13 protein-coding genes are annotated in these 12,246 nt (G+C 57.7%); 6 read left to right on the forward strand and 7 right to left on the reverse strand.

What is annotated here, in order from left to right:
• Positions 1-7 precede the first annotated feature (7 nt).
• Positions 8-1,000, forward strand: a complete 993-nt coding sequence (locus ACNA0J_RS02390; RefSeq protein WP_415816013.1) for an AraC family transcriptional regulator ligand-binding domain-containing protein — start codon at positions 8-10, stop codon at positions 998-1,000.
• A 51-nt stretch (positions 1,001-1,051) separates the two neighbouring features.
• Here the strand turns inward: ACNA0J_RS02390 and ACNA0J_RS02395 are convergent, their stop codons facing one another.
• Together ACNA0J_RS02395 and ACNA0J_RS02400 are read right to left on the reverse strand one after the other, a co-directional pair.
• The gene (locus tag ACNA0J_RS02395) at positions 1,052-1,564 is read right to left on the reverse strand and encodes a YdeI/OmpD-associated family protein (RefSeq protein ID WP_415816015.1); all 513 of its coding nucleotides are present in this window, start codon (positions 1,562-1,564) and stop codon (positions 1,052-1,054) included.
• 155 nt (positions 1,565-1,719) lie between these two features.
• Complete coding sequence (locus ACNA0J_RS02400; protein WP_415816017.1) at positions 1,720-2,550, reverse strand: oxidoreductase; 831 nt, start codon at positions 2,548-2,550, stop codon at positions 1,720-1,722.
• A 138-nt stretch (positions 2,551-2,688) separates the two neighbouring features.
• Here ACNA0J_RS02400 and ACNA0J_RS02405 point away from each other — a divergent pair, with 138 nt between their 5' ends.
• The 3 genes from ACNA0J_RS02405 to ACNA0J_RS02415 all read left to right on the forward strand — a co-directional run bounded on the left by ACNA0J_RS02405 (position 2,689) and on the right by ACNA0J_RS02415 (position 5,040).
• Positions 2,689-3,570: a LysR family transcriptional regulator gene (locus ACNA0J_RS02405; RefSeq protein ID WP_415816019.1), complete on the forward strand. Its 882-nt coding sequence runs from the start codon at positions 2,689-2,691 to the stop codon at positions 3,568-3,570.
• A 153-nt stretch (positions 3,571-3,723) separates the two neighbouring features.
• Entirely contained in the window at positions 3,724-4,410 is a 687-nt protein-coding gene (locus tag ACNA0J_RS02410; RefSeq protein ID WP_415816021.1) for an NADPH-dependent F420 reductase, read from the forward strand.
• A gap of 120 nt (positions 4,411-4,530) precedes the next feature.
• The gene (locus ACNA0J_RS02415) at positions 4,531-5,040 is read left to right on the forward strand and encodes a hypothetical protein (RefSeq protein WP_415816023.1); all 510 of its coding nucleotides are present in this window, start codon (positions 4,531-4,533) and stop codon (positions 5,038-5,040) included.
• 119 nt (positions 5,041-5,159) lie between these two features.
• Here ACNA0J_RS02415 and ACNA0J_RS02420 read toward each other — a convergent pair whose 3' ends face one another.
• Both ACNA0J_RS02420 and ACNA0J_RS02425 read right to left on the reverse strand, forming a co-directional pair.
• Positions 5,160-6,143, reverse strand: a complete 984-nt coding sequence (locus ACNA0J_RS02420) for a Bug family tripartite tricarboxylate transporter substrate binding protein (protein ID WP_415816506.1) — start codon at positions 6,141-6,143, stop codon at positions 5,160-5,162.
• Positions 6,144-6,231: 88 nt separating this feature from the next.
• A complete protein-coding gene (locus ACNA0J_RS02425) occupies positions 6,232-7,374 on the reverse strand; it encodes an L-talarate/galactarate dehydratase (protein ID WP_415816025.1) in 1,143 nt (380 codons plus the stop codon).
• A gap of 222 nt (positions 7,375-7,596) precedes the next feature.
• Here ACNA0J_RS02425 and ACNA0J_RS02430 point away from each other — a divergent pair, with 222 nt between their 5' ends.
• Complete coding sequence (locus ACNA0J_RS02430; RefSeq protein WP_415816027.1) at positions 7,597-8,598, forward strand: LacI family DNA-binding transcriptional regulator; 1,002 nt, start codon at positions 7,597-7,599, stop codon at positions 8,596-8,598.
• On the opposite strand, the gene ACNA0J_RS02435 is transcribed toward ACNA0J_RS02430, so the two are convergent.
• On the reverse strand, positions 8,581-9,210 hold the full coding sequence (locus tag ACNA0J_RS02435; RefSeq protein ID WP_415816029.1) for a TetR/AcrR family transcriptional regulator: 630 nt from the start codon (positions 9,208-9,210) through the stop codon (positions 8,581-8,583). The genes ACNA0J_RS02430 and ACNA0J_RS02435 overlap by 18 nt on opposite strands.
• A 73-nt stretch (positions 9,211-9,283) precedes the next feature.
• Here ACNA0J_RS02435 and ACNA0J_RS02440 point away from each other — a divergent pair, with 73 nt between their 5' ends.
• The gene (locus tag ACNA0J_RS02440; RefSeq protein ID WP_415816031.1) at positions 9,284-10,498 is read left to right on the forward strand and encodes a glycosyltransferase; all 1,215 of its coding nucleotides are present in this window, start codon (positions 9,284-9,286) and stop codon (positions 10,496-10,498) included.
• Here ACNA0J_RS02440 and ACNA0J_RS02445 read toward each other — a convergent pair.
• Positions 10,485-11,465, reverse strand: a complete 981-nt coding sequence (locus ACNA0J_RS02445; protein ID WP_415816508.1) for an NADPH:quinone reductase — start codon at positions 11,463-11,465, stop codon at positions 10,485-10,487. The genes ACNA0J_RS02440 and ACNA0J_RS02445 overlap by 14 nt on opposite strands.
• Positions 11,465-12,235 (reverse strand): fumarylacetoacetate hydrolase family protein, encoded by a 771-nt coding sequence (locus ACNA0J_RS02450; protein ID WP_415816033.1) that lies wholly within the window; start codon positions 12,233-12,235, stop codon positions 11,465-11,467. Before ACNA0J_RS02450 ends, ACNA0J_RS02445 begins: the two co-directional genes overlap by 1 nt.
• Positions 12,236-12,246 lie beyond the last annotated feature (11 nt).

Here is a 12,246-nt window from a genome sequence, read left to right on the forward strand (position 1 = left end):
CAGGGCTGTGGGATTAGATCCCGTAAAAATGTTGGCCGGCGTGGGCCTGGATATCGCCTGTATGGAGGATCTGGAAACTCAAATTTCCTTCGACGCATTTCTGAGACTCCTGGCCGAATGTGCTCGAGCGGCCGGTTGTCCAGACTTTGCGACACGCGCCGCGATTCAGCGTGGCATGCCCAACCTGGGAGAGGTCACGCTGTTAATGCGCGAGGCTGAAACCGTTGAGCAAGCGATCAATTTCTACACGTCCCATTTGACACTGCATGCCGACGGAACCTTTATCCAGTTGGATAAACGCTTTCAGAATCCTCTGGTAGTGATCGAGATCTCGGCACGCACACGAGAAGAATCCTTTCAATGTACGCAATTTGCATTGGTGGGTATAACGATGTTGGTGCGCTGGCTGCTGGGCGAAGATTTTCAACCCGATATGATTGCGCTCGCATTCGCCAAGCCCCCCAACATGCGAGTATTTCAGCGATTTTTTAAGTGTCCGGTTCAATACAAGCAGGTCTTGTCTGGGTTGGTCATCAACGAAAGCATCCTGCAGCGCACGCCGGTGACGTCATCCCCGTTTCTCAGACGCCTCGCCATGCAGCAGCTGACTCCCATCATGAAGCGCTCAGTGACCAGTTTCTCGAACAAGGTCGAGCGGCAGATGAGAAAAATGTTGGATGAGGGCGGTTGTGATGCGGAATCGTTGGCGGCCCATTTCAACATGGACCGCAGGACGGTGAGTCGGCATTTGTCGAGCGAGGGGGTGACGTTCTCGCGGATTCTCCAATGCGTGCGAGCGGATATTGCGACTCGTGCGTTGGCAGAAACCACCAGTTCGCTAGCCATGATTGCCGACCAAACAGGCTTTGAAAGCCTGAGCTCATTTTCTCGTTGGTTTCAGCAATCGTTCGGTTGCAGCGCTACCCACTGGCGCAGTCAACAGGCCGCACGAGATTCTGCGGAAGCTGGCGCCCTAATGAGCCTGGATAAACAACGCTAGCCGATGTATGTTGTAGTGCAGCCGCTGTAAGAGGGCTTGACCGTCTCTGCCTCAATGGAACCGCTCGCCGCGCTCAAGCTGGGCAAGGATTTTTGACAACCGCCTGGCGCGTGTCTCGGGACGCTTGGCCGTGTGAAGCCGATAGTAGATCGAATAGAGGTTCTTGCGATCCAACGTCTGGAAAAAGGCCAGAGCGGCAGGTATTGCCTCCAGAGCATCCAGAAAGTCTTGCGGGATGGTCATGGCGGCGGAGCCTTCGTAGGCGCTATCCCATTGACCACCAGCCTTTGCCGCCTCGACATGAGCGAGGCCCGCAGGCGTCATTCGCCCCTCTGCGATGAGCCGAGTCGCATGCTCGCGGTTCTTGGCAGACCAGTTTGACTTCTGCTTTCGAGGCGTTAGACGTTGCATAAACGAAGCCTCATCTAGCGGCAGCTTTTGCCCATCGATCCAGCCAAAACGGATAGCTTCGATCACGCAGTCTGTCCACGTGACCGATTGCTTGCCAGATCCTTTCTTGAATATCTGCACCCACACCTCGCTGCTGTGCTGATGATGACTCATCAACCACTCGCTCAATTCTGCAGAGTTCCGGAAGGCGATTGTTTCGTGTTTGCTCTGGGACATGCCATGAGGTTAGCAGAACTGAGAGCACGGCTGGTTATGTTGAATCCTGGGGGTGCCCAATGATAGAGGCGTTCGACTTCGTCGGATCGTCGTCAATCGAAATCCGTGGCGATGGACATCTCGCGCCACGCATCAATATCTCGACGGAACATTTCCAACTTGCGTTCTGCCTGTGAGTGCGCATGTGGGCCGATCGGTAAGTGCAGTGGCGGATCATCGGCATCGATCGCCCGAATCATCACGGCGACAGCTTTGCTCGGGTCCCCCAGTTGTCGTCCGTCGTTGCTCTCGCGATAGATGCGGGCGGCGCCTCCGCTTGCCGCATAGGCCTCGAGCTTCTGTCTGGCGACCGCGATAGAGCGCCCCAGGAACTCGGTGCGAAACGGCCCCGGCTCGACGATCAACACCCGAATATCCATAGGCGCTACTTCTTGCGCGAGTGCCTCTGACAAGCCTTCAACCGCAAATTTAGTTGCGTTGTAATAACCACGCCCACCCGTGCCGAGGATGCCGGCTCCAGATGAGAGGTTCACGATCCGACCTCCTTTGGTGCGACGCATTAGTGGCAGCGCGGCACGTGTCACCTCAATCAGGCCAAAAACGTTGACCTCGAACAGAGGGCGATATTCGTCTGACGTAGCCTCCTCAATCGCTCCCATGAACCCATGTCCGGCATTGTTGACCAGTACGTTCAGTTTGCCAAAGGTCTCCTCTGTCATCGCTATGGCAGCCCGTATCGTCTCTGGCCTGGTGACGTCCAGAGAAGCAAGGCGCACCGTATTGGGGTAGCGCTGCGCCAGATCTCTCAGGGTATCCAGGTTCCGTGCCGTTGCTACGACCTCGTCTCCGCGGGCTGCTGCCTCCTGAGCCAAATGCCGCCCGAAGCCGCTCGAACAACCGGTTATCAACCAAGTCTTTTTCATGCCTTTTCCCTTTCGCTTAATCGTGCGCTCAACAGTTCATTCCAACGCTAGGGTGGTATGTTGATATCAACAGAATTGTTTGAGAACTGCCATTTTTGTATATTGGTTGTACATTTTTGAACGCACAGGGTCTATGGCATGGAATGGAGCGATGTTCGAATCTATCTGGCAGTCGTCCGCTGCGGATCTTTCGGCGAGGCTGCCCGCAGCTTAGGCGTGAGTCATCCAACGGTCGGGCGCCGGATAAAGGCACTCGAAGACGAGGCAGAGCAGCCGCTCTTTCGCAGAACGGGAGATGGACTGGTGCTCACGGACGCCGGAGACACTGTACTCGCGTTGGCGGAGTCCATGGAGAACTCCGCCTTGGCAATGGAAAGGCGTCTGGCAGGCAATCACGAGCGACTCGAAGGTATCCTGCGGATATCTTGCGCAGAGTGGTTTGCCGGCTATGTGCTGGCCCCTGTCCTGGCCGAACTGACGCATCGCCATCCAGCCGTTGTGCCAGAGGTGATCGCGAGCTATCGATTGCTCAACCTATCGCGCCGTGATGCCGACGTGGCCTTTCGCATCGTTCCCTTCACCGAGCCGGACATTGTTCAACGCCGGCTGATGACGATGTCATATGGTCTTTATGGCTCGGCCGAAACCGCGCGTGCAATGCGGGACGATCCGAGTTCTGTGGGGCTTATTCTGATGAATACGGCGCAATCCCATTTTCCTGATGTCGTCTGGCTACTCGACAGGTTTCCACATTCACGGCGTGTCTTCACAAGCACGAGCCGAGCTGTTCAGGCGCAGATGTGCCTGCGCGGCATGGGCGTTGCCGTACTGCCAAGGCCGCTTGGCGATGCAATGTCCGGGCTGCAGCGTGTCGAAACACCAGATGAGATTCCACCCCGAGATATATGGGTGGGCTACCATCACGATCTGCGACATATGGATCGCTTGCGAGCGATGCTGGATATTGCCGATGCGATGCTCGCGGATTCGGCGATTGCAACACAATGGCCCCGTGCGTAGTCGGACCGTTTATTGCCACTGATGGGGCCTCGTCTGCGCAGGACTATTGATGCTTTTGTAGACAACAGTCTGTAGCTCTTGTTGCTATTTATCTATCTTCCTATCACCCCTAGAGTAGTGCTTCCAATGCACTATTCGGAAGTTAGAAAGCAAATGAAGATCGGTATTTTGAATGCAGGCAATGTCGGCAGTCGCCTGGCGAGAGCCTGGGCAGCCGCAGGTCATGACCTCGTCATTGCGAAGGACGGCGAGGATCGAAAGATCGCCCCGTTGCTTGCAGAATTGGGTGACAGGGCCCGGCTCGGCACGATTCGCGAGGCCGCCGAATTCGGCGAGGTCGTTCTGTTCTCCATCTACTGGCCGAGAGTCGATGCGATCGTCAACGAAGTGGACGATGCGCTCGATGGCAAGGTCGTGATCGAAACGATGAACCCGCTCGGCGTTACTGCCGAGTTCGTGCATTTCCACGATCTGGACTTTATGCGCGACAACTCGACCTCCGAGGTCTTGCAACAGCGCTTGCCGAAGGCTCGGATCGTCAAGTCATTCAACCTGTTGGCGGCGCCGCTGCTTGAGGCCGCTGCGTGGTCGAAGTCGCTGGTACAACCGAATGTCTTCTATGTCAGTGACGACGCAGCGGCTGGGCTGCTGACGCGCGGTTTGATCGCTGATGCCGGCTTCAAGCCTGTCAACGCCGGCCCGCTCAAGGGCGCCCGGCAACTGGAGCAGGCCGGCGTTCTGTTGCACCACGTCGTAGACCATGAATATGGCGGGAACGCCGACGACTTGATCCGCCTTGGCCTTTCGGTAATCGAGGCGAGTGGCGGCTACAAGCTCTGATCCCGCCTGGGAGGAGCTAGCTCCTACAACAATGAAAGATGGTATGACAAAGACTGGCAGGTGCTCGACGTTGTGCTAAAAAGTAGTAGAGCGAAACCCAACGAAAAGCGGAGGCTTTGCATGTACTTCATCGGCTATCACGGCACGAGCGAGGCGTCGGCCGTCAACATTCTCACAGTAGGAGTCCAGGAGCGGTTTCTGCCGCCGACGGGGCAGATCGGCCGGGGGTTCTATGTCGCAAAAATGAATGGCAAGCTGCCGAACTGGGGGGCTGAACAAGCGACTGCGCCCTCCCGCGCGCGTCAGCCACGATTTGTTCAAATCGTCAGCTGGCTTACCGGCGAGGCGAGGAACCCATGGCTCGACAGCAGTGCCAAGCGAACGATCCTGAAAATCTATGCCACGCGTCCGTTGTTGCGCTGCAAGTGGAACATAATGAATTCCGGTGATTTGGGATTCTTGAAGGCCGCGCTGTACAACAATGGCGGCCCGGGTTTGGATCTGGCGGGCGACGGCCAATGGCTTCAGATGGTGATACCGCCAGAGGAGCTTCAGTACCTGCGTGCGAGGCGAGATGATGGACTGTTCGAGATGCCGCAGAATTGGCATTCGAAAGAGGCGAGAACCTGAAGGGGCTGATGGGAATTGGGGTTGCGTGACAAGGGGGGGCAGCGGCCTCGGGCGGGCCGGTGGCCCGGGAGGGAAGATGAGCTGCCCTCCCGCTAGAGGTTGTGACCTCGCCGGCTTAATTAATTCGTCGTAATGTGGCCGACTTCGATCACGCGTTTCCAACGATCATATTCTTCTGCCTGGAATTTCTCGAACTCGGCGGGGGTGTTTCCGACGATCTCGAAACCCAGCTCCAACAACTTGGGTTTGATGGATGGGTCATTGAGGCTTTCGACGATCGCGTTACGGAGCTTGTCGCGGATAGTGACCGGCAGCCCTTTGGGTGCAGCAAACGCTTGCCAGGATGTGACCGTGACACCTTTCAAGCCCTGTTCTTCCATCGTCGGTACGTCAGGCAGCAGGGGAGAGCGCTTGGCGCTGGTGACAGCCAGCGCACGCAACTTACCAGACTGTACGTGCGTAAGGCACGTATTGATATTCGAGAACGACGCATCTACCTGACCACCTAGCAGATCGACGATCGCTGGTGCGCCACCCCTATAAGGAACGTGCGTGCCTTCGGTCTGCGTTTCCTGCCAGAACAGCGCCGCAGTCAAGTGATCCGAGGTGCCGTTGCCCGCCGACGCGAACGTCATCTTGCCTGGATTGGCTTTGAGATACTCGATGACGTCTTTCAACGACTTGAATGGTGAGTTCGCATTAACGACCAGAACGTTGGGCGCTTGGACCGCAACGGTGATGAAGTCGAAGTCCTTGCGTGCGTCGTAGCCAGGATTGGATACCAGATGAGGCGAGATGACGAACGGGCCGAGCGACGACACGAGGATGGTGTCACCATCGGGCGCCGCTCGCTTCGCATAAGCAGCCCCAACTGTGCCCCCCGCTCCGGGCTTGTTCTCGGTCAGGAACGTGCCGCCCAGCTTGTCTCCGACCTTCTGAGCGACGGTTCGAGCGATGAGGTCTGTCGAACCGCCCGGTGGGAACGGGACCAAGAACGTAACGGGCTTGTTGGGCCAAGCGGCCGCAGTGTCGGCTGCCGTGGCGACCGCTGGCGCCACCATCGCGACGCTGAAGGCAAGCAGAGTGGAAAACAGGCGTCTCATCATTTAGATATCTCCTCAGTATTGGTGTCAGCACTTGAATAGGTATGAGTCCCCGCAGGACGCGGGGGCTGGGCTGGTCGTGATGCGTCTAGGCGCGCTTACCCACCTCGACTTGCTCGCGGGTCCAGGTGCGTGCCTGGTCCGTCAGCGTCAGGCCAAGGCCTGGCCGGTTGGGCACCAGCATGCGGCCATTGCTCGTCTCCAGGCGTTCGTGGAAGAGAGGTTCCAACCAGTCGAAGTGTTCGACCCACGGTTCGGTCGGATAGATCGCAGCAAGGTGGACATGCAATTCCATCGCGAAGTGGGGAGCGAGCATCAAACCCGCGCTGTCGGCTTGCGAAAGAATCTTGAGAAAGGGCGTAATTCCACCGACGCGAGGCGCATCGGGCTGGATATAGTCGGCGGCGCGGTGGCGGATGAGGTCGCCATGTTCCGCTGCACTCGTCAGCATTTCACCGGTGGCGATAGGTGTGTCAAATGCAGCAGCTAGAGCCGCGTGCCCTTCATGATCGTAGGCGTCCAAAGGTTCTTCGATCCACACCAGGTTGAACTGTTCGAAGATTCGGCACATGCGTTGGGCGGTAGGGCGGTCCCATTGTTGGTTGGCGTCGACCATCAGCGGCACGTCGTCACCCAGATGTTTGCGTACGGCTTCCACACGACGGATGTCCAACTGGCGGTCTGGCTGGCCAACCTTGAGCTTGATACCGCCGATTCCTCTTTCGCGGGACGCCGAGGCATTCACCAGCAACTGCTCGGTCGGCGTATGCAGAAAGCCGCCTGAGGTGTTGTAGCAAGCCACGGAGTCGCGATAGGCGCCCAGCAATTTTGCCAGCGGAAGGTTGGCGCGGCGAGCCTTCAGGTCATAGAGTGCGACGTCGAAAGCCGCGATGGCCTGGGTCGACAGCCCACTACGGCCGACGGATGCCCCCGCCCAAGCCAGCTTGACCCAGAGACGGCCGATATCGCTGGGATCCTCGCCCAACAGGACCGGCGCGATTTCCTTGGCGTGTGCGAATTGCCCCGGACCACCCGCCCGTTTCGAGTAGCTGATACCCAGACCTTCATGGCCATCTTTGGTCTGAAGCTCGACGAAAAGCAGCGCTACTTCGGTCATGGGCTTTTGCCGGCCAGTCAATACCTTGGCATCGCTGATCGGGGTCGCCAGTGGCAGGTAGCATGAGGAAATACGTATCCAGCTGATGCTGTCGGCTGCTAGGGGTGAGTTCATTTTGTGTCTCTTGAGGTCGGAACTATTCACGTCGTCGGATCAATGGACAACGTTGTCATTTTTGGGGAAAAAATGTGCACTGAGCCATATCATGATTAAAAAGAGGACCCTGTTTGATCCCTGCATCACTAATGTTCAGTGCGTCATCGGAAAAAATGATAACGTTGTCCAATCGCTCCATCAAACCTTTTTTTACTGGGGTTTACCCTGGTTCTCAGTTCAATGCCTTCCGTCAAACAAAAGTCGATAACCCTGCGTGAAGTCGCCCGTGAAGCCGGTGTCTCCCTCATTACTGCGTCGCGTGCATTGGGCAATCCTGGCCGCGTTTCAGCCAAGACAGTGGAGCGAGTACAGGCCGCTGCTGAGGCGGTCGGGTATATCCCTAATCTGCTAGCGGGAGGGCTCAAATCGCGCCGTAGTCGAACGGTGGCTGCGCTTGTTCCAATCATCTCAGTCCAGCAGTTTCTGCCAACGATAGAAGCGTTGACCCAACTGTTGGACCGGGAGGGGTATCAACTATTGCTGGGGCAGACGGGCTACGACAGGGCACGCGAAGCGGACCTGCTTAACTCCATGGTTGGACGGCAGGTCGATGGCATAGTGATGGCTGGCCTTCTGAGTGACACGCCGGCAAGGGAGCGGGTTCGAGCGGCGGGAATTCCACTGGTGGAGACATGGGATATCACCGATGAACCGTTCGACATGCTTGTCGGTTTTTCCCACCTGAATGTAGGCCGCGCCGTCGCGGATTACTTCCTGGGCAAGGGATGGACGCGGGTTGGCGTGGCGACCGGAGACGATCAACGGGCCTTGATACGCCAACAGGGCTTTATCGATCGAATCGGGCATGATGTGCCCACCGCGTTCGTGCCGGCACCGAGTAATGTTGGATCGGGCAGGCGAGCTGCTGCTGAGCTCCTGGAGAAATATCCGTCGATGCGGGCGATCTTTTGCAGTTCCGACACGCTTGCAGAAGGTGTGCTGATAGAGGCTCGCGCACGTGGTTTGCGAGTGCCCGAGGACCTGGCTGTGTGCGGCTTTGGCGGTACGAGTTTTTCAAGCTATCTGATGCCCACGCTTACGACGGTGCACGTCGATGGTTCCCGGATCGGCGCAGAAGCTGCCCGCATTCTCCTTGCCCGCTGCAGGGGGGAGACACCCAAGGAACAATTTATCGATGTCGGGTTTGGCATCATTGAAAGGGAGTCAACGGCGGGGCGATGACGAAATGTTGGTGGGGCAATTCAGACGCGCCCCATCGACGAACAGAGCAACCACCATATCGAATTCCTGGCGTAGATCGAGACGAGGCTCTGTGAGCCAGCGCATCAGCGCGCCGAGATACAAGTAGTGGAAATAAGTCCCAAGCTGCTCTGCTGGGCGCTCAGCGCGTAGTTCTCCTCGTTCTTGCGCTGCGGCGATCAACATCTGCCAGACGGGCAAGAGGCCTGTGTCTTTCTCTGCTGCTGCGCTCGGATCGAAAGTCGCAAACTTGTGCCGGATATAAGGCAGCAAGTAATCCGTGTGCTGCTCGCACCACTGCGCAGATCCGTGCAACAAGTCCAAGACACTACTGCGGAAGCTGGCTTGGCTATCAATGTGGAAATCCTGCTGCGCCAAATCCTTTGCCAATTCATCCTCCAGCACGCGCTCCAATAGCGTCTCCTTTACAGGGAAATATTTGTACAAGGTGCGTTTGGACACGGTTGCCTGGCCGGCGATCTGTTCCATCGTCACATGCGTATAGCCATGCGATTGGAACAGTTGCTGAGCAACACGCTGGATGTGCGTAGGGATCTCTGCGCGGCGGTCGGGTCGTATGAGCTTGCGTGGCATGCGTGATGATGTTGCGGCGGGTGAAAAATGATATGCTAAAAGTATACGTCGTTTACTTTAGCGTTGAAAGCCCATGAAAATAGTCGTCCTGACATACGGCACCGACGGGGATACGCGCCCATTGGTTGCGTTGAGCCACGCCTTGATTCAAGCCGGGCATGAGGTTTCCTTGCTGGGAGAGGCGCGATCACTGGGATTGGCGCATCGCCTCGCAGTGCCGGCCGCGCCGTTGGACGGGGATATTCGAGCATTGTTTACCCGATGGAGCCAGTCGGGCGCACGAGGCACAGCGAAGGCGCTCGTAGCGTTGACCAATGCGAACGCCGCAGCGTGGATGGCACAGACGTTCGAGGCTACACAGGGCTGCGATGCCATTGTGGTGTCAGGGCTGGCTGGCTTTGTCGGATTGTCCGTTGCGGAACGTTTGGCGGTGCCGGCCATTGGCGCCGGGATGATTCCGCTGACGCCGTCGAGAGAATTTCCATCTCCGTTTCTGCCTTCCGCTTGGGTTCCTGCCCGATTGAACAGAGCCAGCCTCGCCCTGACGAATCAGTTGCTGTGGTTGGGTCTCAGGAAAGCACTCAATCGTGCCAGGGCCGATGTGCTGGGGTTGCCGCCCAGAGTAAAGCTTTGGACGGAGCATCCGATGCTGTATGGCATTTCACCCACGCTATTGCCGCAGCCTAAAGACTGGCCGGATAACGCCGTAATGTGTGGTCAATGGGTGCCGCCGCTGAGTACCGATTTCATCCCGCCCGCGGAGTTGACGCAGTTTCTCGATGCGGGCCCTGCGCCGATCTACGTGGGCTTTGGCAGCATGACTGGCATCCATCTGTCGCGCATGCTTGAAACTGTCATCAAAGCATTGAACGGTCGTCGTGCCGTGGTTTGGCCGGGGTGGAGTGATACGGGATCGATGACACTTCCGGAAAATGTCTTGCGCATTGATGCTACGCCGCATGACTGGCTGTTCCCCAGAGTGACGGCTGTGATCCATCATGGCGGTTCGGGGACGTCGCATTCCGCTGCGAGGGCAGGCAAGCCATCCATTGTCATGCCGTTTGCGGGGGATCAGTTTTTCTGGGCGGATCGGCTGTATAGGCTGGGAGTAGCGGCGCCTGCAGTGTCGCCTGTTCGCTTGAATGCTGCGGTTCTTGGCGATGCTATTTCATTTGTGGAGCAGCCCGCCGTTGTCGATTGTGCTGGCGTTGTGGGGCGGGCTATGGTTAGCGAGGACGGACTGGCTATGGGAGTAAGGATGATCGAGGAAATTCTCACTGGCAATTGACGATCACGTTGCCAAAAACCCCGTTCTCTACCGCTTGGTGGGCTTTGATGATGTCGGATAGTGCAAAGTTCGGGCCGATATGGTGTTGCAGCGTTCCGTCCTTGAGCAAGGCCTGAACGCCTTGCACCGCGCGATCGCGCTGTGCAGGCGTGAGCAGATACACCAGGAAGAAATGCAGCGATAACGAACGTGGCAACCAGGTCGCGTAGTTGACGGGCACGGCCCCGCGGTTGTTCGAGCCAAAGCAGACGAACTTGCCGTGCGATGCCAGCACGTCCTCATCGACCAGCGCCGCGGTCGTGGAGAAGTCCATATCGATGATGGCGTTTACGCCCTTGCCGTCGGTCAAGGCGAGGACGCGCTCGGCGACGGACTCTTTTTTGTACAGCACCGTATCTGGCAGTCCCGCGTCATGCATAAATGCTGCTTTCTCTGCAGAGCCTACCGTCGTGATGACACGCGCGCCGCGGGCACGCACCAACTGCGTGGCATAGTAGCCCACGGCGGACGAGCCTCCGATGACGAGCACGGCGTTGCCGGGCTCGAGGTCCGCGAGTTCGACGGCGCGATAGGCGGTCAACGCAGGGATGCCCAAGCAAGCACCGGCTTCGAACGACACGTCTTGCGGTAAGGGCACGGCCTGGTTGGCCGGCAGCGTGATGTATTCCGCCGCTGTCCCGTAGGGGCGGTTGTATTGCGCATTCCACACCCAGACGCGGTCGCCGACTCGATGAGTGCTGACATCGGGTCCCACTTGATCGACGATACCGGAGCCATCGCTATGCGGAATGATGTAGTCGTCGCGCACGGGACGGCTGCCGGCGCGGGATTTCACATCCGACGGGTTCACGCCAGAGCATACGACGCGGATCCTGACTTCGCCGCGGCCGGCCTCGGGGGTGGGCTTTTCGCCGAATTGCAGGACATCCTGTGCGGCGCCGTTTCTTTCGTACCAAGCTGCTTGCATCACGTAAGCCCCTCTTTGACAAAACGATTGCTCAGCGTCCCAAGCCCCGTCAGCGTGACATCGACCTGATCTCCAGGCTGCAGATTGGGCGAATGGCCGTCGGTCCCCATCCAGACGATGTCGCCCGGATAGAGCGTGAGATAACGGCTCATGGTGCTGATGAATTCCTCAACACCAAATAGCATATCCGCAGTTTCGAAACGTGTGGACTCTGTTCCATTGACGGACACGACGGTTTGCATTGATGGAACATCGGCCTCAGTGGAAATCCAGGGGCCCATGGGTTTGAACGTATCGGCGTTCTTGGCGCGCCAGAATGTGCGGTCCGAGGCTTGCCAATTGCGCTCGCTGACGTCATTGCCGATCGTGTAGCCGAGGATGCAGTCTTTGACTTCCGCCACCGAGATATTGCGTACCTTTTTGCCGATCACGACAACTAGCTCGCCCTCATAATGCACGCGGGTTGCATCGGCCGGCATAATGACGTCCTCACCATGCGCGATGAGTGCATTGTTCGCACGGTAGCCGACGTCGGGCTTTTTCGGAATGGACATGCCTTCTGTGCTGATGTGCTTGGTGTAGTTCAGGCCCACGCAATAGAACGTGGGCGGTACGACGGGCACCTCGATCTTGACGTCTTCCAGGCGCAGGCGTGTGGAGGTCGTTTCGTAGCCCTGAAAGGGGCAACCGTCTACCGCCGTGATCCGGTCATTCTCATCCAGCATGCCATAGCGGGTCTTGCCTTCCAGGCTGTAGCGTAACCATCTCATTGCGTCTGCTC

This window comes from Bordetella tumbae (assembly GCF_965139195.1).
GTDB classification, from domain to species: domain Bacteria; phylum Pseudomonadota; class Gammaproteobacteria; order Burkholderiales; family Burkholderiaceae_B; genus Bordetella_A; species Bordetella_A tumbae.